Origin of the sequence: Actinocrinis puniceicyclus (genome assembly GCF_018283645.1) — a bacterium.
Lineage (GTDB): Bacteria > Actinomycetota > Actinomycetes > Streptomycetales > Catenulisporaceae > Actinocrinis > Actinocrinis puniceicyclus.
In genome coordinates, this window is sequence record NZ_JAGSXH010000009.1 from 64,772 (window position 1) to 87,393 (window position 22,622).

Annotated in this window: 27 protein-coding genes; 20 read left to right on the forward strand and 7 right to left on the reverse strand. The window is 70.9% G+C overall.

What is annotated here, in order from left to right:
- The first annotated feature begins 140 nt into the window (after positions 1 to 140).
- From KGA66_RS31965 to KGA66_RS04540, 3 genes are all read left to right on the forward strand, one after another.
- Positions 141 to 218 (forward strand): Ms5788A family Cys-rich leader peptide, encoded by a 78-nt coding sequence (locus KGA66_RS31965; RefSeq protein WP_369015811.1) that lies wholly within the window; start codon positions 141 to 143, stop codon positions 216 to 218.
- A 192-nt stretch (positions 219 to 410) separates the two neighbouring features.
- Positions 411 to 1,244 (forward strand): sulfurtransferase, encoded by an 834-nt coding sequence (locus KGA66_RS04535; RefSeq protein ID WP_211464809.1) that lies wholly within the window; start codon positions 411 to 413, stop codon positions 1,242 to 1,244.
- A gap of 29 nt (positions 1,245 to 1,273) precedes the next feature.
- Entirely contained in the window at positions 1,274 to 1,564 is a 291-nt protein-coding gene (locus KGA66_RS04540) for a DUF1416 domain-containing protein (RefSeq protein ID WP_211464811.1), read from the forward strand.
- A 97-nt stretch (positions 1,565 to 1,661) separates the two neighbouring features.
- On the opposite strand, the gene KGA66_RS04545 is transcribed toward KGA66_RS04540, so the two are convergent.
- Entirely contained in the window at positions 1,662 to 2,024 is a 363-nt protein-coding gene (locus KGA66_RS04545; protein ID WP_211464813.1) for a DsrE family protein, read from the reverse strand.
- 272 nt (positions 2,025 to 2,296) lie between these two features.
- Here KGA66_RS04545 and KGA66_RS04550 point away from each other — a divergent pair, with 272 nt between their 5' ends.
- The 5 genes from KGA66_RS04550 (at position 2,297) to KGA66_RS04570 (ending at position 6,270) form a co-directional block, all read left to right on the forward strand.
- A complete protein-coding gene (locus KGA66_RS04550; RefSeq protein WP_211464814.1) occupies positions 2,297 to 2,800 on the forward strand; it encodes a heme-binding beta-barrel domain-containing protein in 504 nt (167 codons plus the stop codon).
- A 41-nt stretch (positions 2,801 to 2,841) separates the two neighbouring features.
- Positions 2,842 to 3,285: a Fur family transcriptional regulator gene (locus KGA66_RS04555; RefSeq protein ID WP_312886752.1), complete on the forward strand. Its 444-nt coding sequence runs from the start codon at positions 2,842 to 2,844 to the stop codon at positions 3,283 to 3,285.
- A 28-nt stretch (positions 3,286 to 3,313) separates the two neighbouring features.
- Positions 3,314 to 4,372 (forward strand): CAF17-like 4Fe-4S cluster assembly/insertion protein YgfZ, encoded by a 1,059-nt coding sequence (gene ygfZ, locus KGA66_RS04560; protein ID WP_211464817.1) that lies wholly within the window; start codon positions 3,314 to 3,316, stop codon positions 4,370 to 4,372.
- Positions 4,373 to 4,622: 250 nt separating this feature from the next.
- Positions 4,623 to 5,186, forward strand: coding sequence for an RsiG family protein (locus KGA66_RS04565; RefSeq protein ID WP_211464819.1), 564 nt, complete (start codon positions 4,623 to 4,625; stop codon positions 5,184 to 5,186).
- Positions 5,187 to 5,301: 115 nt separating this feature from the next.
- On the forward strand, positions 5,302 to 6,270 hold the full coding sequence (locus KGA66_RS04570) for an asparaginase (RefSeq protein WP_211464821.1): 969 nt from the start codon (positions 5,302 to 5,304) through the stop codon (positions 6,268 to 6,270).
- A 58-nt stretch (positions 6,271 to 6,328) separates the two neighbouring features.
- Here KGA66_RS04570 and KGA66_RS04575 read toward each other — a convergent pair whose 3' ends face one another.
- Both KGA66_RS04575 and KGA66_RS04580 read right to left on the reverse strand, forming a co-directional pair.
- Positions 6,329 to 7,807, reverse strand: coding sequence for an MFS transporter (locus KGA66_RS04575; protein WP_211464823.1), 1,479 nt, complete (start codon positions 7,805 to 7,807; stop codon positions 6,329 to 6,331).
- 261 nt (positions 7,808 to 8,068) lie between these two features.
- Positions 8,069 to 8,659 carry a helix-turn-helix domain-containing protein gene (locus KGA66_RS04580; protein ID WP_312886753.1) on the reverse strand — a complete coding sequence of 197 codons (591 nt, stop codon included), beginning with the start codon at positions 8,657 to 8,659 and terminating at the stop codon, positions 8,069 to 8,071.
- Between the two features lie 63 nt (positions 8,660 to 8,722).
- On the opposite strand from KGA66_RS04580, the gene KGA66_RS04585 reads away from it, so the two are divergent.
- From KGA66_RS04585 to KGA66_RS04600, 4 genes are all read left to right on the forward strand, one after another.
- Positions 8,723 to 10,324 carry an FAD-dependent oxidoreductase gene (locus KGA66_RS04585; RefSeq protein ID WP_211464825.1) on the forward strand — a complete coding sequence of 534 codons (1,602 nt, stop codon included), beginning with the start codon at positions 8,723 to 8,725 and terminating at the stop codon, positions 10,322 to 10,324.
- A 133-nt stretch (positions 10,325 to 10,457) separates the two neighbouring features.
- Positions 10,458 to 10,976: a helix-turn-helix domain-containing protein gene (locus tag KGA66_RS04590; RefSeq protein WP_211464827.1), complete on the forward strand. Its 519-nt coding sequence runs from the start codon at positions 10,458 to 10,460 to the stop codon at positions 10,974 to 10,976.
- Between the two features lies 1 nt (position 10,977).
- Complete coding sequence (locus KGA66_RS04595) at positions 10,978 to 11,664, forward strand: hypothetical protein (protein WP_211464829.1); 687 nt, start codon at positions 10,978 to 10,980, stop codon at positions 11,662 to 11,664.
- 139 nt (positions 11,665 to 11,803) lie between these two features.
- Positions 11,804 to 12,139 carry a DUF2516 family protein gene (locus KGA66_RS04600; RefSeq protein ID WP_246507008.1) on the forward strand — a complete coding sequence of 112 codons (336 nt, stop codon included), beginning with the start codon at positions 11,804 to 11,806 and terminating at the stop codon, positions 12,137 to 12,139.
- A 212-nt stretch (positions 12,140 to 12,351) separates the two neighbouring features.
- On the opposite strand, the gene KGA66_RS04605 is transcribed toward KGA66_RS04600, so the two are convergent.
- Positions 12,352 to 13,125 carry a hypothetical protein gene (locus KGA66_RS04605; RefSeq protein ID WP_211464831.1) on the reverse strand — a complete coding sequence of 258 codons (774 nt, stop codon included), beginning with the start codon at positions 13,123 to 13,125 and terminating at the stop codon, positions 12,352 to 12,354.
- 230 nt (positions 13,126 to 13,355) lie between these two features.
- On the opposite strand from KGA66_RS04605, the gene mshA reads away from it, so the two are divergent.
- The 3 genes from mshA (at position 13,356) to KGA66_RS04620 (ending at position 16,248) form a co-directional block, all read left to right on the forward strand.
- Positions 13,356 to 14,726: a D-inositol-3-phosphate glycosyltransferase gene (mshA, locus tag KGA66_RS04610; RefSeq protein ID WP_211464833.1), complete on the forward strand. Its 1,371-nt coding sequence runs from the start codon at positions 13,356 to 13,358 to the stop codon at positions 14,724 to 14,726.
- A gap of 100 nt (positions 14,727 to 14,826) precedes the next feature.
- A complete protein-coding gene (locus tag KGA66_RS04615; protein WP_211464835.1) occupies positions 14,827 to 15,330 on the forward strand; it encodes a type III secretion system chaperone family protein in 504 nt (167 codons plus the stop codon).
- A gap of 162 nt (positions 15,331 to 15,492) precedes the next feature.
- Positions 15,493 to 16,248, forward strand: a complete 756-nt coding sequence (locus KGA66_RS04620) for a phosphoglyceromutase (RefSeq protein WP_211464837.1) — start codon at positions 15,493 to 15,495, stop codon at positions 16,246 to 16,248.
- 150 nt (positions 16,249 to 16,398) lie between these two features.
- Here KGA66_RS04620 and phoU read toward each other — a convergent pair whose 3' ends face one another.
- On the reverse strand, positions 16,399 to 17,040 hold the full coding sequence (gene phoU, locus KGA66_RS04625; RefSeq protein WP_211464838.1) for a phosphate signaling complex protein PhoU: 642 nt from the start codon (positions 17,038 to 17,040) through the stop codon (positions 16,399 to 16,401).
- A gap of 221 nt (positions 17,041 to 17,261) precedes the next feature.
- Here phoU and KGA66_RS04630 point away from each other — a divergent pair, with 221 nt between their 5' ends.
- Positions 17,262 to 18,479, forward strand: coding sequence for a sensor histidine kinase (locus tag KGA66_RS04630; RefSeq protein ID WP_211464840.1), 1,218 nt, complete (start codon positions 17,262 to 17,264; stop codon positions 18,477 to 18,479).
- Positions 18,476 to 19,156 carry a response regulator gene (locus tag KGA66_RS04635; RefSeq protein WP_211464842.1) on the forward strand — a complete coding sequence of 227 codons (681 nt, stop codon included), beginning with the start codon at positions 18,476 to 18,478 and terminating at the stop codon, positions 19,154 to 19,156. The genes KGA66_RS04630 and KGA66_RS04635 overlap by 4 nt, the downstream gene beginning before the upstream one ends.
- Before the next feature lie 130 nt (positions 19,157 to 19,286).
- Here KGA66_RS04635 and KGA66_RS04640 read toward each other — a convergent pair whose 3' ends face one another.
- Complete coding sequence (locus KGA66_RS04640) at positions 19,287 to 19,976, reverse strand: hypothetical protein (protein ID WP_211464844.1); 690 nt, start codon at positions 19,974 to 19,976, stop codon at positions 19,287 to 19,289.
- Positions 19,977 to 20,177: 201 nt separating this feature from the next.
- Positions 20,178 to 20,492, reverse strand: a complete 315-nt coding sequence (locus KGA66_RS04645; protein WP_211464846.1) for a hypothetical protein — start codon at positions 20,490 to 20,492, stop codon at positions 20,178 to 20,180.
- Positions 20,493 to 20,821: 329 nt separating this feature from the next.
- Here KGA66_RS04645 and KGA66_RS04650 point away from each other — a divergent pair, with 329 nt between their 5' ends.
- Genes KGA66_RS04650 through ispF form a run of 3 tightly spaced genes read left to right on the forward strand, consistent with a single transcriptional unit; the run spans position 20,822 to position 22,621 of the window.
- A complete protein-coding gene (locus tag KGA66_RS04650; protein WP_211464848.1) occupies positions 20,822 to 21,304 on the forward strand; it encodes a CarD family transcriptional regulator in 483 nt (160 codons plus the stop codon).
- A 59-nt stretch (positions 21,305 to 21,363) separates the two neighbouring features.
- On the forward strand, positions 21,364 to 22,134 hold the full coding sequence (gene ispD, locus KGA66_RS04655; RefSeq protein ID WP_211464856.1) for a 2-C-methyl-D-erythritol 4-phosphate cytidylyltransferase: 771 nt from the start codon (positions 21,364 to 21,366) through the stop codon (positions 22,132 to 22,134).
- On the forward strand, positions 22,127 to 22,621 hold the full coding sequence (ispF, locus tag KGA66_RS04660) for a 2-C-methyl-D-erythritol 2,4-cyclodiphosphate synthase (RefSeq protein WP_211464858.1): 495 nt from the start codon (positions 22,127 to 22,129) through the stop codon (positions 22,619 to 22,621). The genes ispD and ispF overlap by 8 nt, the downstream gene beginning before the upstream one ends.
- Position 22,622: the final 1 nt, after the last annotated feature.

Sequence of the window (22,622 nt, forward strand, 5' to 3'; positions counted from 1 at the left end):
CCGTACTCGAACGTGCGTGCTGGCGGTCGCTGTGCTGAAACGCGCAGCGTCTGCGATGAGGCAACCGTTTTGTGAGACGGACGTCTCGGCAGGTGAGATGTTAATGACAGCGCGCCCGGCGGCTCCCTAGTATCGACCGCATGAGGCCCCAGGCGGAGCTGACCAAGCGGCGCGCAGTCGATCTGTGCCGCGTCGCGGCCTGCCTGTGTTGTCGCTGACCTTCGCCTGACCGGCCGCGCCGGTCCGCCGCGGCTCGAGCGCCCAGCTCGCCGCCCCTTCCCCGAGCGGCCGTCCCGGCCGCAGCGCACGCGAAGAACCCGAGCACCGCCCGGCGCCAGCCGCCCGAAAAGCCCCCGTTTCAGCGTCAACGCGCACAAGCAGCAACGAACAGCCCTGGAGGGATGAAACTCATGAGCCGCACCGACGTCCTGGTCGACGCAGACTGGGTCGAGGCACACCTCGACGACCCCAAGGTGGTCGTGGTCGAAGTGGACGAGGACACGGCCGCCTACGACAAGAACCACATCCGCAACGCGATCCGGATCGACTGGAAGAAGGACCTGCAGGATCCGGTCCGGCGCGACTTCGTATCCAAGGAGCAGTTCGAGGCGCTGCTCTCGCAGCGCGGCATCGCCAACGGCGACACCGTGGTGCTCTACGGCGGCAACAACAACTGGTTCGCGTCGTACGCCTACTGGTACTTCAAGCTCTACGGCCACCAGGACGTCAAGCTGCTCGACGGCGGCCGCAAGAAGTGGGAGCTGGACTCCCGCGACCTGGTCGAGGCGGTGCCCAGCCGCCCGGCCACCCAGTACACCGCGCAGCCGCAGGACGCGTCGATCCGCGCGTTCCGCGACGAGGTGGTGGCCGCGATCGGCGCGAAGAACCTGGTCGACGTGCGTTCCCCGGACGAGTTCTCCGGCAAGCTGCTGGCCCCGGCGCACCTGCCGCAGGAGCAGTCGCAGCGCCCGGGCCACGTGCCCACCGCCAAGAACATCCCCTGGTCGAAGGCGGCCAACGACGACGGCACCTTCAAGTCAGACGCGGAGTTGACCGAGCTCTACCAGGACGCGGGCGTGGACCTGTCCGAGGACACCATCGCCTACTGCCGCATCGGCGAGCGCTCGGCGCACACCTGGTTCGTGCTGCACGAGCTGCTCGGCCAGCAGAACGTGAAGAACTACGACGGCTCGTGGACCGAGTACGGCTCGCTGGTCGGCGTGCCGATCGAGCTGGGTTCCTGACCCGGACAGCGGCGAGGAGGAACAAGATCATGTGCGGTGCGACCACCGGCGGACTGTCCCGGGAAGGGATCGACGTGTCGAAGGAAACCATCATCGAAGGCACCATCCAGCGTGACGGCACCCCGGTGACCGGCTACGTGCGGCTGCTCAACGCGGACGGCGAGTTCACCGCCGAGGTGCCCACCTCGGCGACCGGCGCCTTCCGCTTCTTCGCGGCGCCCGGGTCGTGGACCCTGCGCGCCCTGGTGCCCGGCGGCAGCGCGGACCGCGCGGTCGTCGCCACGCAGGGCGAGGTCGCCGAGGTCCTGATCTCGGTCTGACGGCGCCGTCCCGCGAAGGCGGCGACGTACGGGCGGCGACACACATGGGCGGCGACGACGGCGCGCCGCCCGCTCAGAGCGCTGAGCATCAGGGCTCTCAATAAACGAGCGCCTGTACGTCGTCTGCCAGTACCTCCTGCACGAACAGCTGCGCCCCGGCGATCCGTACGCCGGGGCGCACGTCTTGTTCCGTGATGTCCCGCCGCGCCGCGCACTGGGAACACAGGGTCACGGTGCCGGACTCCAGCACCGCCGCCAGCAGGTCCTCCAGGGGCGCCGAGTGCGGCAGCTCGAACTGCGCCGCGCGGCCCGGAAGCGCGAACCACGCGGACTGCCCGGTAAGCCACAGCGAGACCTGCGCGCCTGAGGCCACGCCGACCGCCGCGACCGTGAAAGCCTGCGAGCACCGCTCCGGCGCGTCCTGACCCGCGGTGACCTTGATGACCAGCTTCTTCGCCATGACCGTCGAGCGTAGCGAGACTCACTCCCGCCCGCGCCCGCGGGCCGCGCGCAAGCTCCCATAGACTGAGCCCGTCAATGTCGCTGCGCGGCACGATCGCCGCTGCGAAGCCACAGCCGCCGTTACGCACCCGGAGCGTCCACCGTGGAGACCTTCTTCACCGCCCTGCTCGTGGTGGTCTTCCTCCTCGTCACCTGGTTCGCCGGGTTCGTCGTGGTCAAGCTGCTCAAGGGTCAGACCCGCTGACCGCCCGGAAAGCCGAGGGCCGCACCATGCCTTTCGAGATCCCCGCCGACCTCGACCCCGCCCTTGCCCCGCTCGCCTTCCTGATCGGCGACTGGGCCGGAGTCGGTCTCGGCCAGTACCCCACCATCGAGGACTTCCGCTTCGGACAGGAGGTCGGTTTCTCCTACGTTCCGGGCAAGAGCTTCCTCGACTACGAGTCGCGTTCGTGGCTGATCGACGAGAACGGGCAGAAGGTGCGCCCGCTGGCCCGCGAGCACGGCTACTGGCGGCCGCAGCCCGACAGGACGCTGGAAGTGGTGCTCACCCACCCGACCGGCATCGTCGAGGTCTGGCACGGCACGCTGGACGACGCCAAGATCGAGCTGACCACGGACGCGGTCGCCCGCACCGCGACCGCCAAGGACTACTGTGCCGGTCATCGGCTCTACGGCCTGGTGAAGGGCGACCTCTACTGGACCTTCGACATGGCCGCGATGGGTAAGGAACTGCAGAACCACCTCGCCGCGCAGCTCAAGCGCGTCCGCGCGTAGCCGCGCGCCGGTCTGCCCGGCAGCGCCGTAAACTCGACCTCGTGGGCAGTACGGGTGAGCAGTCCGACCTGACGAAGCAGCTGAAGGCCAAGGGATATCGGCTGACTCCGGCTCGTCAGCTCGTGCTCAGCGCTGTCTGCGAACTCGAACACGCGACCCCGGACGCGATCTGCGCACAGGTGCAGCGCACCGCGAGTTCAGTCAACCTCTCGACCGTGTACCGCACCCTCGAACTGCTCGAGCAACTCGGGCTGGTCACACACACTCACCTAGGACACGGCGCCCCGATCTACCATGCCGCGGCCGAACAGCAGCATCTGCACCTGGTGTGCCGCGTCTGCGGGCGCGTAACCGAGGCGCATACAACCGTCGCCGACCCGCTCGTGGAGAAGCTGCGTGTGGAGCAGGGCTTCGAGATCGACGTCGCGCACTTCGCCATCTTCGGCTGCTGCGCCGAGTGCGTCGCGCGGGTGAAGGCGGAATAGCGTTCCCGAAAGTGAGGTTGCCGAAGACATGCCCACGCCGCAGCCTGGCCCAGAGCCCGCAGTCTCCGTTCCCGCGTACCGCAGCGTGCTGCTCGGGCTGCCGGGTGCGGTAGCCGCCGATCCGCCGGACGCGGGCGTCGCCGCGCACTACGGCGACCCGCACGGTGAACAGCGTGCGCTGGTCTCCGGCAACGGATTCGTGGATCTGTCGCACCGCGGCGTCATACGCGTCGGCGGCAAGGAACGGCTCAGTTGGCTGCACTCCCTGCTGACTCAGCACCTCACCGGCCTGGCACCGCACGTCGCCACCGAGGCGCTGTTGCTCGATCCGCAGGGCCGCGTCGAGCACGCGCTCTATCTCGTCGACGACGGCGAGGCCACCTGGGCGCATGTCGAACCGGCAGCCGCGCCCGCGCTGGTCGCCTTCCTGGCCAAGATGCGCTTCCTGCTCGAGGTGGACCCGCAGGACGTGACCGCCGACTTCGCGGTCGTGTACGAGGCCGGGGTGACGGACCAGAGCCCACCCGAGCCCGGCGTGGTCGTGCGCGCGCCGGTGCGACTCGGCGAGGCGGCGGCCGGGCGCGAACTGCTGATGCCGCGCGCCGCGCTCGCGCGCTACGCGGCGGAACGTCGGCGTCCAGCCGGGACCTGGGCCTACGAGGCGCTGCGGATCGCCGCGCACCGCCCCCGCGCGGGACGGGAAACGGACGAGCGCGCCATCCCGCACGAGCTCGGCTGGATCACCACCGCGGTACACCTCGACAAGGGCTGCTACCGCGGGCAGGAGACGGTCGCCCGCGTGGAGAACCTCGGCCATCCGCCGCGCCGGCTGGTCTTCCTGCACCTGGACGGCACACCCGAGCACCTGCCCGAACACGGCGACCCGGTCGAGGCCGGGGGCCGGTCGGTCGGGGTCGTCACGTCGAGCGCCCGGCACTACGAACTCGGCCCGATCGCCCTCGCCCTGGTCAAGCGCACTATTCCGGTTGACGCGCCGCTGCTCGCCGGCGGCGTCGCGGCGGCTCAGGAGGTCATCGTCCCGCCGGACGCCGGCGGGAGCGCACGTGAACGCCTGCGCGGACGCTGACAGGGCGTCCTGACTGTCTTCATTTCCGGCGCCGAGCGCCGGCACCACAGGCGAACGGCCGCGACTGAGGAACAGAACAGGACTTTCGCCGCTCAGTCTCCCATATCACTCATCCGACCGGGTGACAGTCGGGTTCCGGCCGCCGTAGCGAGTCGGCGGCGTGCGACGATTCACAGAAGTCTCACCACAGGTCCGGCCGGCGGGCCGGGCCGACGACCCGGGGGCGCAGTTCCCCCTCCTTGGGGGTCCGATGGGCGAACCGATCACCGCCACCGCGACAGCCGGTCCGGGCCGGCGCATCGACCGGGTCCTCGATCATGCGTTCACGGCGGACCTGTCGGCGCTGCCGCTGGGTGTTCTGCGCGACCGGCGCGCAGAGGCCGGCGCCGAGGAGAACGACCTGTCCTACCTGCGCAGAGTCCTGCACGGCCGACTCGACATAATCGCCGCGGAGTCCGAGCGCCGGGCCGGCGGGGACCAGAATCCGCTGGTCGGGCGGCTGCCCGAGATCCTGGCCGACGCCCCGTCCAACCGCCCGGCTTCCACGCGGCACCTCGCTCTCGGCGCGGTCGCCGCGATCGGCGAGTATCGGGTCGAGTTGGAGGCGAAGCTGCGCGAGCTGGCGCTGCCCGATCTGGGCGCCTGCTCCGATCGCGCCCTGCGCGAAACCGCCGCCGCGCTTTCGGTCTGTGAGCGGGAGGTATCTGAGCTGCGACGCAGGGTACAAGGGGTTGTCGACGCCTGTGCCGCGGACCTGGCCCGCAGGTACCGTGAAGGCGAGGCGGCAGTCGACGACCTTCTCGTCGCGCAGTAGCCGGCAGTCAACAGCCATCCGGCCGCCGCCTCGCCGACACCGAGAGCGGAGACCCTGCATCCCGATGGACAGCGCCACCACCCATGCCGCCGGTCCCAACCCGTCCGATCCCCGAATGCCCGCGCCGTCCGAGCGCCCGTTCCCTGTCGAACCCGTCCTGGCCGAGATCGTGCGCTGCGACTTCGTCGAGGGCGTGCATCGAGGCCGCTTGGTTCTGCTTGATGCCGACGGTTCGGTGCGGTACGCCGTCGGCGACATCTCCGCACCGCTGCTTCCCCGTTCCTCGAACAAGCCGATGCAGGCGACCGGTCTGCTCGACGCGGGCCTCGAACTGGCGGGGCCGGAGTTGGCGCTGGCGGCGGCCAGTCATGCCGGCGAACCCTTCCACGTGGACGGCGTGCGCAAGATCCTCGCCGGAGCCGGACTCGACGAGTCCGCGCTGCGTACTGCGCCGACCCTGCCGCTCGATGACGACGCCCGGCACGCCGAGCTGTTCGCCGGCGCCACGCCTCGGCCGATCTTCTCCGACTGTTCCGGCAAGCACGCGGCGATGCTCGCGGTCTGCGTCCGCAACGGCTGGGACGTGGCCGGCTATCTCGATCCGGCGCACCCTGTGCAGCGCTCGATCCGCGCGGCCGTCGAGCGGCTGGCGGGCGAGCAGATCGCCTACGACGCCGTCGACGGTTGCGGAGCGCCGCTGCTTGGGCTTTCCCTGACGGGCCTCGCACGGGCGGTACAGGCGTGCGTGACCGCCGAACCCCGCAGTAACGCGCGAAAGGTTGCGGACACGATGCGTGCCCATCCGGAGTACGTCGCCGGAACGCAGCAACTCGACACGCTGGCCATGCGTGCGGTTCCCGGCCTGTTGGCGAAGAGCGGGGCGGAAGCCGTGCACGCCGCCGCGCTGCCTGACGGCCGCGCCCTGGCGTTCAAGATCTCCGACGGCTCGAAGCGCGCAAAGCCGGTCCTCCTGGCCGAGGCGCTGCGCAGGCTCGGGGTGCGCTCCGAGGCGCTTGACCGGCTCGGCACGGTGGCGCTGTACGGCGGCAGCGACGTGGTTGGCGAGGTCCGCGCCGCCTTCTGACGTACCGTCATCCGACGAACGCCGCCTTGTGACGAACGCCGCCTTGTGACGAACGCCGTCACGCGTTCTCCTCGACCCGGAGTGGCGGCCCCTCGATCGCGCAGCAGTGCGGTTCCGGGGCCTGCCGCGGGTGGCGCAGCCGCGTCGGGACGGCGAGTGCGGCAATGACCGAGCCGACCGCGAGCAAGCCCGCGCAGATGTACATGGAGGTGCGATAGACCGGTGCCAGCGCCGCCGGATCGGTCAGACTGCCCCTGCCCAGCCCGGCGGCCAGCGGCAGCACCGCGACGGCGAGCAGCGCCGCGGCCCGTGCCACTGCGTTGTTCACCCCGCTGGCGATACCCGCGCGGCTTTCGTCGAGGGAACCAAGAGCCGTCGCGGTGAGCGGCGCGACGTTCAGCGACGTGCCCAAACCCAGCACGACGACGGCGGGCAGCACGGCGGTCAGGTAGGGAGCGTGCGGTCCGATGCGCGACAGAAGAACCAGTGCCGTCGCGCAGACCAGGGGTCCGAGCGTCATCGGCAACCGTGGACCGATTCGCTGTGCCAGTGCGCCCGAGCGCGCCGAGAGCAGCAGCATGAGCACCGTGATCGGCAACATCGCGGTACCGGCGGCCAGCGGACTGTAACCGGCCACCACCTGCAGGTTCAGTACGACGAGAAAGAACACGCCGCCGAGCGCCGCGTAGACGGCGAAAGTGACCAGGTTCGCGGCGGTGAAGGCACGGGAGCGGAACACGTCGAGAGGCAGCATCGGGTGCGGTGAGCGGTGCTCCGCATACACGAACAGCACGAGCGCCGCCGCGCCGACGCCGAGCGCGGCGGTGACAGTCGCGGAGCCCGGGCCCAGCGCCGACCAAGCGGTGAACCCGTAGGTCAGTCCGGCCAGCGCGGCCGCGGCCAGAAACACCCCCGGTAGGTCCAGGCCCTTGGCCATGGCCGGATTACGCGTCTCCGGGACGTGGCGCAGCGCCACCACCAGTACCAGCGCGGCCAGCGGCGCGTTGATCAGGAACACCAGGCGCCAACTGGCGATCTGCACGAGCCAGCCGCCGAGGAACGGCCCCAGTGCGCCCGCGACTCCCCCGAGACCCGACCAGGCCCCGATCGCCCGGCCGCGGTCGTCGGGATGGAAAGAGGCTTCGATGATCGCCAGCGAGCCGGGGGTCAGCAGCGCCCCGCCGACGCCCTGCACGACCCTGGCCAGGATCAGCACACGGACATCCGGGGCCAGCCCGCACAGCAGCGAGGCTCCGGCGAACCAGACCACCCCGGTCAGGAAGACCCGCCGCCTGCCGTAGCGGTCCCCCAGCGCGCCGCCGAGCAGGATCAGCGAGGCGAGGCTGAGCGTGTACCCGTTGACGGTCCACTGCAAAGCGGCGGCCCCGGCGTCGAACTCGCGTCCGATGTGCGGCAGCGCGATGTTCACCACGGTGGCGTCGATCTGGGTCAGCGCGGAGCCGAGCACCGTGGCGAGCAACACCCGGCGGCCGGTCGGCGAGGCGTATCGCAGCGACCGCTGGCGCTGCTCGACCATGGCCACGCCCCCTCCCGCGCCGCACCGGTTTACCAGTCACCATAAGCGCCCGACGACTGTCCCGCGCCGGAAGTCCGCCGTGAAAATCGGCCCCCGCATCCCGCCTTGCCGCGTTGCCGAAACGCCCACAGACGACCCACTGCGTTGATTGAGCACCGCGAGGGTGTTCCGGCGCCTTGCCAGCCGGGCGCGGATGACCGGACGTGCGCAGCCAGGTCGAGCAGAGTCATGCGACGGATTTCCGGCGCGGGACACCAGGTCCTACGGGCCGGACCGTCTGGACCGTGGCCGCGCGCGTACGTGCATCCGCTCGCCCTGCGGCCCGAAGAGCGTCAGCAGTTCGGCGGCCCTTCCATCGGCGCTGCCGAACCAGTGCGGGGTGCGCGTGTCGAACTCGGCCGCCTCGCCTTCCTTCATCACGAAGTCGTGCTCGGCGAGCCTAAGCCGCACTCGGCCGGAAAGGACGTACATCCACTCGTAGCCTTCGTGGCTTGCCTGTTCGCGCTCGGGATCGGTCGCCGGCAGGAGCATCTTGTACGCGTGCACGCCGCCTCTGGGTTGCCGGCTGAGCGGGATGAGCGTGCGGCCGTGCCGGAGCACCGGCTTGCCGTGCACGCGCGGATCGGCCGGTTCGGGCATTCCGACGAGTTCGTCGAGCGGCACCTGGTACACGCGCGCCAGCGCGAGCAGCAGTTCCAGGGTGGGTTTCCGGCCGCCGGACTCCAACCGGGACAGGGTGCTGACCGAGATGCCGGTCTCCGCCGACAGGCCGGAGAGCGTCATGTCGCGCCGCTGGCGCAGGTCGCGCAGCCGTGGTCCTACCGCGCCGAGTAGCGGATCGTCACCGTTCACGGTTCTATTGCTCTTTCGGCAAACGAATTTGTCAAGCCGCTCCGCCCGGCCGATGGTGGACGCATGGAGCGCAAAACAGACGAACAGCCTGACGAGAGCTATGACGTCGTCGTGGTCGGCGGCGGCGCGGCGGGTCTGAGCGGCGCGGTGGCGCTGGCGAGGTCCCGCCGGTCCGTTCTCGTGATCGATGCGGGCGACCCGCGCAACGCCGCGGCGTCGCACGTGCACCAGTTCCTCACCCGCGACGGGACGCCCCCGGCCCGGTTTCTCGCGCTCGGCCGTGACGAAGTGCACCGATACGGCGGCCGGGTGGAGAACGGCCTGGTCACCGGGATCGGCCGGGACGGCGATCGCTTCCGCGTCGAGATCGGGGGCCGAGCCGTCACGGCCCGGCGCATCCTGCTCGCGACCGGCCTGCGCGACGAACTGCCGGACGTTCCCGGGCTGGCCGAGCGGTGGGGCGTCGACGTGCTGCACTGCCCCTACTGCCACGGCTGGGAGGTGCGCGACCAGCGCATCGGCGTGCTCGCCGACAGCGCTGCCGCGATCCACCAGGTGCTGCTGTTCCGGCAACTCAGCGCGCGGGTGATGCTGCTTCAGCACAGCGCGCCGGAGCTGAGTGACGCGGTGCGGGAGCAGTTGCGCGCACTTGGCGTCGTGCTCGTCGAGGGTCGAGTGGCCGAGGTCGAGTCGGACGAGAGCGGGCTGACCGGAGTCCGGCTGGCCGACGGCACCCGGGTCGCCCTCGACGCTCTCGTCGTCGCCCCGCGGTTCACCGCGCGCACCGAACTGGCCGAGTCCCTCGGGCTGGCGCCGGCCGAGGTCCAGTCGGCCGGGCAGGTGATCGGCACCCGGATCGAGGCGGAAGAGACGGGGGCGACCGGCGTGCCCGGAGTCTGGGTCGCCGGAAACCTCGCCGCGGTCCAGGCCCAGGTCGTCTCCTGCGCGGCCGCCGGGCTGAGCGCGGGCGCGTCGATCAACGCCGACCTGGTGATGGAGGACGCAGCGCGTGCGGTCGAGGTCGCGCGCGAACATGGCGAGCAGGCTTGGGACGAGCGTTACCGGGACTACGGGCACAAGCACGAGCACGGGCATCACTGGAGCGGCGAGCCGAACGCCGTCCTGGTCGCGGAGGCCGCGGACCTGGCGCCGGGCACCGCGCTCGACGCGGGGGCGGGCGAGGGCGGCGACGCGGTGTGGCTCGCGGCGCGCGGCTGGAAGGTCACCGCCGCCGACCTTTCCAGCGTGGCGCTCCAGCGTGGACGGCAGCGGGCGGAAGAACTCGGCCTGGAGGTCACCTGGCTGCACGCCGACCTCGCGCTTACTCCGATTCAGGGGGTATACGACCTGGTCACGTCGCATTACATGCACGTGCCGCCCGCCGCGCGCGAGTCGGTCCACCGCAACCTCGCGGCGGCTGTCGCCCCCGGCGGCACACTGCTCATCGTCGGCCACGACCCGAGCGACCTGCGCACCACGGTTCCGCGGCCCGACCTGACCGAGTTCGGCTGGAGCGCCGGAGACCTGGCCGCGTCCCTGGGCGAGGGCTGGATCGTCGAGGTGGCCGCGGCACGGCCGCGCGAGGTCGCCGACCCGGAGGGACGCAAGACCGTCATCCATGACGCCGTGCTGCGCGCGCGCCGCGAGCCGCGTGCCGGTCGATGAGGCGCGGCGCGGGTTACGGGTGCGTGCCCGGCTTGCTGCGCGTAGAACCGCAGGTAGGACGCTTGGCAGGAATAGCGCTTAACTCTGGCAAGCGCCGCTTGCAAAAGTAAGCACATGGGCGCACACTAGAGGTGTGGCGAACATCTTGGGACCGAAGCACGTGGCGCAACTCGGCGCGTACATCCGCGAGCAGCGGGAGAACGCGCAGTACTCGCTGCGGCAGTTGGCCCAGGCGGCGGGGGTATCGAACCCCTACCTGAGCCAGATCGAGCGCGGCCTGCGCAAGCCGAGCGCGGAGATCCTCCAGCAACTCGCGAAGGCGCTGAAGATATCCGCGGAGACGCTGTACGTGCAGGCCGGGTTGCTCGATGGCACACCGGAGCCGGCGGCCGCGCAGGCCGGGGACGAGACCGGGAACGGCGAGGCGTCCGCCGCGAGCCGCGTGCTCGCCGCGATCGCCGCGGATCCCACGCTCACCCGGCGTCAGAAGCAGATCCTGCGCGAGATCTACGAGACCTTCCGTGCGGAGAGCCGTGCGGAGAGCGTGGTCGCACCCGCCGGCGCGAGCCGGCCGTACGCCACCGCAGGAACGAATGACGCCGCCGGAACCAATGAAACGGGGCTCGCGCCCCACGAGACCCGAGGTGAATGAAATGAACGTGACCGATGAGATCCGCCGGACCCTGTCCGACCCCAAGCCGCTTTACGCGCTCGCCGGGGCGGGCGACCTGGCCGCGGAGAAGCTGCGCGACGCGCCGCTGCTGCTGACCGAGGTCGCCGGCACCGTCACCACGCTGGCCACCCGCATCGCCACCGAGGCGCCGGAGCGGATCGCCAAGGCGCAGGCACGGCTGGCCGAGGTGCCGACCGACCCGCGCACGGTCGCCTCCACGCTCGACCCGCGCGCCGCGCGCGAGTCGATCCGCGGCGTGGTCGGCGGCGTCGACACCCAGGCGTTGCGGGACAAGGCCCAATCGCTCGCGCTGGTCCAGGTCGGCCGGGTACTGGAGGCCGCGGGCAAGGCCGTGGAGACCTACGAGGGACTGGCCGAGCGCGGCAAGACCGTGGTCGAGCGCTACCGCGGCGCGGCCTTGGAGAGCGCCGAGGTGACCGTCGTGGTTGAGCAGGTCGTCGTGGACGAGGCCGAGCCGGTCGAGGCCGGGACCGCTCAGGCCGGGTCCGCCAAGCCGGCCGCCGACGCCGGGACCTCCGCCAAGGCGAAGGTCGAGGACGCGCAGGTCGCCGACGCGCCCGCGGGAGCCGCCAAGCCGCAGGCGAAGAAGACGGCAGCGGCCCCGCGCAAGCGGACCGCCGGCGGCGCCAAGTCCACCAAGGCGTGACAGCCCCGCTCTGCGGAGCCGGCCAGGGTGCCGCACACCCGCGCCGGCTTCGGAGAGCGGCCTTCCGCAGTACGCTCGGGAGCGCGACGCAACAGGAACCGCGCTCGCGTGGCCCCAGGCGACGGTCGAGGAGTTCGCGATGGGAATGGGTAACGGACTGATCACCGGCACGTTCTTCAGCGTGCTCCACGTGATCCTGCTGGCTCTGCTGGTGTTCAAGATCTTCGCGTTCGCGGACGCCGCGCTGCGACCGGCACCGGCCTATCTCGCCGCAGGCAAGCTGACGAAGGTGGCCTGGCTGCTCTTCCTCGGCATCGCCGTGGTCGTCGACGTCTTCTTCGGCGGCGTGACCTCGATACTCACCATCCTCGGCACCGTCGCCGCGATCGTGTACGTCGTGGACGTGCGTCCCGCGCTGCGCCAGTCTTCCGGCACGCGACGGGAGCCGCGCGACGGGCCCTACGGGCCCTGGTGACGCCTTCTCAGCCGATTCTCAACCTGCTCTCAAGTCCGGCTCATGGCCGGCGGACAGGATCGACACCAACCCCCCAAGGTCGGGGCGAGGCGCACCGCCCGCCCCGTTACTCCGGGAGAGCCCGACTCCCGGAAGGTGCTTCAGGCACCGTTGCTGTGGCCCCGGCGCCGCCACCCCCGCGTGCGGCCCTCGGGGCCACAGCCGTCCGGCGATCATCGGCGCAGATCGCCTCCGGGCGCGACCGCGGACCACGCGACGGTCACCTCACCGAGCCGCCAGCGCGCCGCCCGCCCGAGAATCGGCCACCGCGGCGCGAGCGAGCCGACCGCCGCGATCCAGCGCTGGCGCACCCCGAGGTCCGTGAGCGGGGCGGCGCTCAGCCAGGCCCGCTCGAGCGCCTGTAGGAAAGCGTGGACCGGTTCGCCCGGGACGTTGCGGTGGATCAGTGCCTTGGGCAGCCGCTGCGCGAACACCGCGGGGGAGTCCAGCGAGGCCAGCCGGCCCGCGAGCGTCAGCGAGAGCGGACCCGTCCGGTCGAGCGTGACCCAGGCGGCGACGCGCCCGCTCTCCGAACTGGTTCCCTCCACCAGGAGGCCGCCGCGGGCGAGCCGTGCGGTGAGCGCCGTCCAGGTGCCCGCGACCTCGTGCTCGTGGTACTGGCGCAGCACGTTGAAGGCGCGGATCAGCGTCGGCGACCCGTCCACCGGGAGCTCGAAACCGCCGAGCCGGAACTCCAGGCCCGGGCGCGCGTACGGCAGCGCCGCCTGGACCCGGGCGGGGTCGATCTCCAGGCCGACCGTCGTGATGTCCGGGCGCACGGCACGCAGCCGCGCATCCAGTTCGACCGTCGTGATCGGGGAGGAACCGTATCCGAGGTCGATGACGAGCGGAGCCCGGGGCGCCGCGCGCAGCGCCGTGCCGTGGACCCCGACGAGCCAGCGATCGACCCTGCGCAGCCGGTTCGGAGCGGTGGTGCCTCGGGTCACCGTGCCGACGGGACGGGCGCGCTTCACGTGCGTTGCCGGATCTTCCGGGGCCGGTCAGCGGGCGCTGCGGTGGACCGCGCCGATCCCGCTGCTCGCGCCCGTCCTGACGGCGACGGGCATGGAGGGGGAGTGCACGGGTGCGGGCCAGGCAGCAGTCATGCGTCCATTCTCAGGCATCAGTACGCCCGTCTTGCCGAATGACCATGTGATTGAAACGTAGCCTTATGGTCATGCGGGGAATAGCGGCGCAGCGGGGAACGGTTAGAAGACTTCGGCGACGCGGCAGCCGAGCACGTTTCCCTCGATATGGTGGAGGACCGAGATTGATTCCCCGGCGGATAGCCACGCTCTCGGTTCACACCTCACCGTTACACCAGCCCGGCACCGGCGACGCCGGTGGGATGAACGTGTACATCGTCGAGGTCTCCAAGCGACTGGCCGCGCTCGGCATCGAGGTGGAGATCTTCACCCGCGCCAGTGCCGGGGACCTGCCGCCGGTCGTCGAGATGGCGCCCGGTATCAGCGTTCGTCACATCACCGCCGGACCGTACGAAGGCCTGTCCAAGGAGGACCTGCCCGGCCAGCTGTGCGCCTTCACCTCCGGCGTGCTGCGCGCCGAGGCGAGACGCAAGCCAGGGTACTACGACGTGATCCACTCGCATTACTGGCTCTCCGGTCAGGTCGGCTGGCTCGCCAAGGAACGCTGGGGAGTGCCGCTCGTGCATTCCATGCACACGCTCGCCCGAGTGAAGAACGCGGCGATGGCCGCCTCGGACGTCCCGGAGCCGCAGAACCGCCTGATCGGGGAATCGCAGGTGGTCGAGGCTGCGGATCGGCTGGTCGCGAACACCGAGCAGGAAGCCGAACAGCTCGTGCGGCTCTACCGCGCCGATCCGAGCCGGGTCGCGATCGCGCATCCGGGCGTGGATCTGGAAACCTTCCGGCCGGGTGACCGGGCGGCCGCCCGCGCCGGCCTCGGGCTGCCGCCGCACGCCCCCGTGCTGCTGTTCACCGGACGCATTCAACCCCTCAAGGCGCCGGACATCCTGCTGCGGCTCGCCGCCGACCTGCTCAAGCGCGATCCGGACCGCTACCGCGACCTGGTGGTGGTGATCGTCGGCGGCCCGAGCGGCACCGGCCTGGCCGAGCCGCACCAACTGACCACGCTGGCCCGACAGCTCGGCATCTCCGAACACACCCGGTTCGTCAAGCCGGTCGGGCAGGCGCAGTTGGCCGATTGGTACCGTGCGGCCGACCTGAGCCTGGTGCCCTCGTACAGCGAGTCGTTCGGCCTGGTGGCCGTGGAGGCCCAGGCGTGCGGTACCCCGGTCGTCGCTGCGAAGGTCGGCGGCCTGGTCACCGCCGTGCGCGACGGAGAATCGGGCATCCTGGTGCCGGGCCATGACCCCGCGGACTACGCCACGGCCTGCGCGTCGCTGCTCGACGACCCGGGGCGTCTGGCGCATATGCGAAACGGTGCCCGCAGACACGCGGCCGAGTTCGGCTGGGCTGCCACAGCCGACCGCATCGTCGGTGTGTACAGCGATGCCATCGCGGAACGGTGGGCGGGCCGGCGTCGCATAAGCTCGGCGGTGGCGTGAGGGCCGGGCACGGCCGGCGGAGCGGTGACGTGAAGACGGTGAAATGAAAAGCGCCGGTATGACTGACGATGCGGCGCCTGGCGAACAGGGGCGCGGGGACATGCGTGCGAGAGCGATCGCGGCGGTCGAGGCGGCCCTGACCGAGGCGGAGGCCGGCTATGAGCGGCCGGAGGAAGGCCATTTCGTGGTCAGCCTGCCCGGTACGCACAAGCTGACCACCACCTGTTCGCTGCTCGTCGGCGACCACACGCTGTCGGTCAACGCCTTCGTGGTGCGCGCCGCGGACGAGAACCGCGAGGCGGTCTACCGCTGGCTGCTGGAGCACAACACCCGCCTGTCCGGCATCGCCTTCGCGCTCGACCGGCTCGGTGACGTGTTCCTGGTCGGCCGCATCCCGCTGGCCGCGGTCACCGAGGCGCAGGTCGATCGGCTGCTCGGCGCGGTGCTTGACGCCGCCGACTCCAGCTTCGACACGCTGCTCGAACTCGGTTTCGCCGGTTCGATCCGGCGCGAGTGGGCCTGGCGGCTCAAGCGCGGCGAGTCGACCGCGAACCTGGCGGCCTTCGAGCGGCTGCGACCCGGCGCCGACGACTCAGAGTCCTGAGCCCAGGGGAGCCCGCAGCGGCCGGGCCGGGCCGCGATGGGATCAGGGAATTGATACTGAGCGGTTGCTTCCGGCGGCTTTCCGGGGCCCGGGCAAAGAGTTCTCGCGCATACGCGCCACCGCGGCACAACTGCGTTCGACGAACGGGATACTCTCGGAGCCATGGCTGACTCGTACCGTCTTGTACTGCTGCGCCACGGCGAGAGCGCGTGGAACGCCAAGAACCTCTTCACCGGGTGGGTCGACGTCGACCTGACCGCCCAGGGCGAGGAGGAGGCGATCCGCGGTGGCAAAATGCTCGCGGAGCGCGGCCTGCTGCCCGACCTCCTGCACACCTCGGTGCTGCGCCGCGCGATCCGTACCGCACACCTGGCCTTGGACGCCGCGGACCGGCATTGGATCCCGGTGCGCCGTTCCTGGCGGCTCAACGAGCGGCACTACGGCGCGCTGCAGGGCAAGGACAAGGCTCAGACCCTCGCGGAGTTCGGCGAGGAACAGTTCATGCTGTGGCGCCGCTCCTACGACACCCCGCCGCCGGCGCTGGCCGAAGACGCCGAGTACTCGCAGTTCGACGACGCTCGCTATGCCCAGCTGCCGCACGAGTTGCGCCCGCGCACCGAATGCCTCAAGGACGTCGTCGAACGGCTGCTGCCCTACTGGTACGACGCGATCGTGCCGGACGTGCTGACCGGCCGCACCGTGCTGGTCGTCGCGCACGGCAACTCCCTGCGCGCGCTCGTCAAGCACCTGGACGGCATCTCCGACGACGCCATCGCGGGACTCAACATCCCCACCGGAATCCCGCTGCTCTACGAGCTCGGCGCGGACCTGCGCCCGCTGACGGCCGGCGGCGAGTACCTGGACCCCGCGGCCGCGGCCGAGGCCATCGAGTCGGTCAAGAACCAGGGCCGCAAGTAAGACTCAAAGGCCGCGGTGCCGCGGCGTCGTGAAAGCACGCCGAGACGTCGGAAAACCACGAGGGAGCCCTTCGCACCCCCGCGTGCGAAGGGCTCCCTCGTCCCCCCTCCGGCGTCGCCGCGGCTTCGAGCGGCGACGGAACGGCGAGCGTCAGTGCCGCTCACCGGTCACCAGGAAGATCAACCGGCGCGCGACGGATACCGCGTGGTCGGCGAAACGCTCGTAATACCGGCCGATCAGCGTCACGTCGATCGCGGTCTCGACGGAGTACTCGCCCGTCTTGTCGAGCAGCGCCCGGAACAGCGCCCGGTGCAGCTCGTCCATCGCGTCGTCGTCTTCAGGCAGCTCGCGCGCCGCGTTCACGTCGCGGCCTTCGATGATCTCGGCGGTCTTACGCGCCAGCTCTCCGGCGATCCGGCCCATCTCGGCGATGGTGGCGCGCAGATCCTCCGGAATCGCGATCTCCGGGTACCGCAGCCGCGCCACCTTCGCGACGTGCCGGGCCAGGTCGCCCATGCGTTCCAGGTCCGCGCTCATCCGCAGCGAGGTGATGATCGTGCGCAGGTCGCCGGCAACCGGCTGCTGCCGGGCCAGCAGGTCGAGCGCGCGGCTGTCGAGCTCGTGCTGCAGCGCGTCCACGGCGTCGTCGGCGGAGATCACCGACTCGGCGACCTGCAGGTCGGCATCGAGCAGAGCGGCGGTGGCCCGGCTCATCGCCGCGCCGACCAGGCCGGTCATCTCGATGAGCGTCCGGCCGATCGAATCCAGTTCCTCGTGGTACACGTCCCGCATCGAAAAGGCTCCCCTAGGTTTGACGGTTGCTCGGCGCGACTGAGGGGAACCCGGTGGCCGGGCACACCGTGGCTGAGTGTTCACCGTAGAGGCAAAGGCCCGGCGACGCACAGGCGCGCTGGTGAACCGAGTACGACCCCCGCGTGAACTCTTGGCGACAGAGCACGCGGTGCGCAATCCGGACCGTCCGAGCAGTCCGCCCCGCCATTTACTCTGGATCCGTGTACTACCTCGCGGCAGCCGACTTCCACGTGGCCGCGGTGTCGGCGGCCGCCCTGGTAGCGCTGGCCACGGGCGCCGCGGGCGGTCTCGCGTTCCGGTGGAGCGAGCGGGAGCGTAACCGCGCCGCGCTCGTCGCGCCAGAACCGCTGGTGCCCGCCGGCGTGGCCGCCGTGCTTCAGGTGCTGCGGTCCTCCGCGGTGCTGCTCGATCCCAGCGATGCGGTGGTCAAGGCGTCCCCCGCGGCGCACGCTCTGGGCCTGGTGCGCGGCCAGCGCCTGGCCTCCGACGAGCTGGTCGCCATGGCCAGACAGGTGCGCCGGGACGGGGAGATCCGGCAACTGGAACTGGAGATCCCGCGCGGGCCGCTGGGCGGGGACAAGCTCGCCGTCTCGGTACGCGTCGCACCGCTCGGCTCGCGTCTGGTCGTGGTGCTGGTGGAGGACCGCACCGAGGCGCACCGGATCGACGCGGTGCGCCGCGACTTCGTCGCGAACGTCAGCCACGAACTCAAGACCCCGGTCGGCGCGCTGGCGCTGCTGTCCGAGGCGGTGCTGTCGGCCAGCGACGACCCGGAGGCGGTGCGCCGCTTCGCCGAGCGGATGCAGCGCGAGGCGCACCGCCTCGGCAACCTGGTGCAGGACCTGATCGACCTGTCCCGGCTGGAGAGCCACGACCCGTTGACCAGAGCCGAGCGGGTGAACCTCGCCGAGGTGGTGGAGGATGCGCTGGGCAGGGCCCGCGAGGTGGCCGCGGCCCGCGACATCGAGCTGGTCGGCTCCGCCCCGCCGGGACTGGTGGTGCTCGGCGACTTCGATCAGTTGGTCACCGGTTTGGGAAATCTTGTCGGGAATGCCGTCAACTATTCACCTGAGCAGACCAAGGTGGTGGTGGCGGTGCGCCGGGAGGGCGAGCTGGCCGAGATCTCGGTCACCGACCAGGGCATCGGCATCCCGGAGCAGGAGCTCAAGCGGATCTTCGAGCGGTTCTACCGGGTCGACCCGGCCCGCTCGCGGGTGACCGGCGGCACCGGTCTGGGGCTCTCGATAGTCAAACACATCGCCGCCACCCACGGCGGCGACGTGACGGTGTGGAGCGTGGAAGGCTCCGGGTCCACCTTCACCCTGCGCCTGCCGCTGCTCGGTGATCCACCGCAGTCCGGCGAGGATCGGGCGGACGACGGTGTTCTGGAACTCAACTCAGGGAGTCGTACGACGTGACCAGGGTGCTGGTGGTCGAGGACGAGGACTCGTTCAGCGACCCGCTTTCCTACATGCTGCGCAATGAAGGCTTCGAGGTCGCCGTCGCGCCCACCGGTCCCGAGGCGCTGGAGGAGTTCGACCGGCACGGCGCGGATCTGGTGCTGCTGGACCTGATGCTGCCGGGGCTGCCCGGCACGGAGGTCTGCCGGCAGCTGCGCACCCGTTCGACGGTGCCGGTGATCATGCTGACCGCGAAGGACAGCGAGATCGACAAGGTGGTCGGGCTGGAGCTCGGCGCCGATGACTACGTCACCAAGCCGTTCTCCTCCCGGGAACTGGTGGCGCGTATCCGGGCGGTGCTGCGTCGGCACGGTCAGGCGGAGGAACCGGACGACGCGGCGCTCGAAGCCGGACCGGTGCGGATGGACGTGGAGCGCCACACGGTCAGCGTGTCGGGGCGTGCGGTTCAGCTTCCGCTCAAGGAATTCGAGCTGCTGGAGATGCTGCTGCGCAACGCGGGCCGAGTGCTGACCCGCATGCAGCTGATCGACCGGGTGTGGGGCGCCGACTACGTGGGCGACACCAAGACCCTCGACGTGCACGTCAAGCGGCTGCGGGCGAAGATCGAGCCGGACCCCGCGGTGCCGCGTTATCTGGTCACCGTGCGCGGTCTGGGCTACAAGTTCGAGCCGTAAGCACACGGCGCCCATCAGTTGTATGGCGCCTATGGCGAGTGAAACGCAGCGGGTGGCAACCTCATCGGGTGCCACCCGCTGCGCGTGTGAGCTGAGCGTATCCGCTGATCCGGCGTGACCCGCCGAGCGGCTACTTGGTCGCGGACGGGCTCGCGCTCGCCGAGGCCGACGCGCTCGCGCCCGGCGAAGCGCTCGCGGTGGCGCTCGCGGTGGCCCTGGCACTGGTGCTGGCCGAGGCGCTCGCCGACGGGCTGGCCGGGTTCGGGTCGTACGCCGCGAAATTGCCGCTGTTCGGCTCGATCTGCGCCGGGACGGTCACCGAGCCGGCCGCGCCGAAGGAGAAGGTCACCTGCGTCAGGTCGCCGAGGGTCAGTCCGCCGCCGGGCAGCTGGATCTGCGGCTGGCCCGGCTGGCCGAAGTTGACCGCGTCGCCGGCGGCGATCCCGGTGGCCGGGGACGCGGGCGCCGACGCCGCGGCCGAGCCCCCGGCGCCGCCGGGCACGATCTGCGCCGACGCGCCGTTCACCTGCACGTCAGGCCAGTTCACATCGGTGGTTCCGCCGTTCGACACCGAGCCGATGACCTCGGCGTTGCCGGAGTTCGGGTCGAGCACCACCCACACGTTGTTGACCTTGAGGGCGCCGGTGGCCCCGTTTCCGGAGTTCGGCTTGACCTGCGTCGACGCGGCGTTGAAACCGGCTCCGCACGCGCTGGCCAGTGGCGCCACGGTCAACAGCACGGCTGCGGTGGCCAGGCCCGCACGGCCCCGGCGAGAGGGGGTCGACCGGCGGGTCGTGCTCGGGGAGTGGAGGCTGCTCACGGTCGGTCTGGCTCCTTGGCGCGTGACTGGTCGGACAGTGCAGGTTGGAGAACAACTGAACCGAGCCAACAGCGTACTGACCGCACCCGGCGGCTCCTCACCGGGATGGCACTTACGCGCGCCGAATATGGCAACTTACGCGCTGAATGAGGCGCATATGGGGTAAACGAGGGATTCGCCGACCGGAGGGCGTCACCCGGCTCAGCGGGCGACGGGCAGCAGCATCGCCACTGCGGACGCCACCAGCGCCGCCAACAGCACGACGGCTATCGCCGCGCGCGGCGAGCCGAGGACGCGCGTGAATCCCACGAACCGGGCGCGACGCCGGGCCCGGCGCTCCTGCCGCAGGTATCGGCGCAGCTCGGGCACGAGGTCGCGCAGATCGTCGGGCGCCTGGCACTCGGTCTCGGTGATCTCGGTGCCGTCCGGCCAGTGGCCGACCACGGTCGCGTCCCGCTCGTCCCGCTGGTCGTCCCAGCCGGACCCCGCGCTGCTCGATCGCCCGCTCGTGTCCACCTCGCGTTCACCCCACCTGACGTGTGCGAAGAGCCGGTTCCCCGGTTGAGGTCCTGTGGGTATTGTGCGCCCGCGACGCGCCGCTGCACAGAGGGGATATCGCGCCACCGTGCCGGGACCGCGCGCGGGCGCGCGAAAAGGGTCTCGGAACGCGTGTGGAAGGCGCGATCGGGGGCGCACAGAAGGCGCCGTCCGCCCCCCTGACCTGGGGCGAGTACGGTCCCTCCGCCGTTGTCAAGTGCCCGTCACCCGCCTGACCTGCGCAAACACCCTTCAGAAACTCGCCCGGCCGTGTTATCCTGGATACCCACGGAAGGGGTACGCATCACATGACGTTCAAGGTTGGCGAGACCGTCGTCTATCCCCACCATGGGGCCGCTCTCATCGAGGCGATCGAGACCCGGATGGTCAAGGGCGAGGCGCGCCCCTACCTCCGGCTCAAGGTCGCTCAGGGCGACCTCACGCTGATGGTTCCCACCGACAAGGTGGAATATGTAGGCGTCCGCGATGTGGTCGGCCAGGACGGTCTTGACCGCGTCTTCGAGGTGCTGCGCGCCCCGCACACCGAGGAGCCCACCAACTGGTCCCGCCGCTACAAGGCCAACCTTGAGAAGCTGGCCTCCGGCGACGTGATCAAGGTGGCCGAGGTCGTCCGCGACCTGTGGCGCCGGGAGCGGGAGCGCGGCCTTTCGGCCGGCGAGAAGCGGATGCTCGGCAAGGCGCGCCAGATCCTGGTCAGCGAACTGGCCCTGGCCGAGAACACCAACGAGGACAAGGCCGAGACCATCCTCGACGAGGTGCTGGCCTCCTGAGAGTGCGCTCGGCCCGGTGACGAGGCGAGCGCGTTCGGCCGCATGAACGAGCCGGTCAGATGAAGACAGCACGCGGCGGGACGGCCGCGATCGTCCCGGCCGCGGGGCGTGGTGAACGCCTGGGTCCCGGCGAGCCGAAGGCACTGCGTTCCATCGGCGGCATCCCGATCCTGGTGCACGCGGTCGGTTCGCTCGTCTCGAGCGGGCGGATTGACCTCGTGGTGGTCGCCGCGCCGCCCGGCTCGGTGGACGGTGTGCGCGAACTGCTGCGCGCATTCGACAGTGTGGTCCGGGTCGTGCCCGGCGGTGGCACAAGACAGCAGTCCGTCTCGCTCGCCCTGGACGCGATCGGCGAAGAGCACGAGATCGTGCTGGTGCACGACGCGGCGCGGGCGTTGACCCCGCCGGCTCTGGTCGGTGCGATCGTGGACGCGGTGGCCTGCGGGCATGACGCGGTCGTGCCGGTGCTCCCGGTCGCCGACACGATCAAGGCCGTGGATCCGGCCGGCGCGAACGTCACCGGGACCGTCGACCGCTCGACACTGCGAGCCGTGCAGACGCCGCAGGGTTTCCGGCGCTCGCTGCTGGTCAAGGCGCACGCCGCGGCCGCTTCGACCGACACCACGGACGACGCCGGTCTGGTCGAGCGGCTCGGCATGCCGGTCTCGGTCGTCGCGGGCCACGCCGAAGCCTTCAAGGTCACCACACCCTTCGATCTGCTGCTCGCGGAGGCGGTGTGGGCTGAACGCCGGAAGGCGGGAACCGCTTCCACTTCCACTTCCGCTTCCGCGTCCGAGACCGTGTCCGGGACTGCTCGTGCGGATGAATGACGGCTTCGCGCCGCTGCCGCTCGTCGGGATCGGTGTCGACGTTCACCCCTTCGAGAAAGGCCGGCCGCTGCGGGTCGCCGGGCTCGACTGGCCGGGCGAAACGGGCCTGGCCGGGCACTCGGACGCCGACGTCGTGGCGCACGCCGCGTGCAACGCCCTGTTCTCCGCGGCCGATCTCGGCGATCTGGGCTCGAATTTCGGCACCGACCGGCCGCAGTGGCGCGGGGCCGCGGGTGTGGTGCTGCTGGCCGAGGCCGGTCGGCGGGTGCGCGAAGCGGGCTACCGGATCGGCAACGTCGCGGTCCAGGTGATCGGGGTGCGGCCGCGCATCGGCCCGCGTCGCGCCGAAGCCGAGAAAGTGCTCTCCGAGGCGCTCGGCGCGCCGGTTCGGGTCAGCGCCGCGACAACGGACGGCCTCGGGTTCACCGGCCGCGCCGAGGGCTTGGCCGCCATTGCGACCGCGCTCGTCGTCCCGGTGGCGCAGTAGC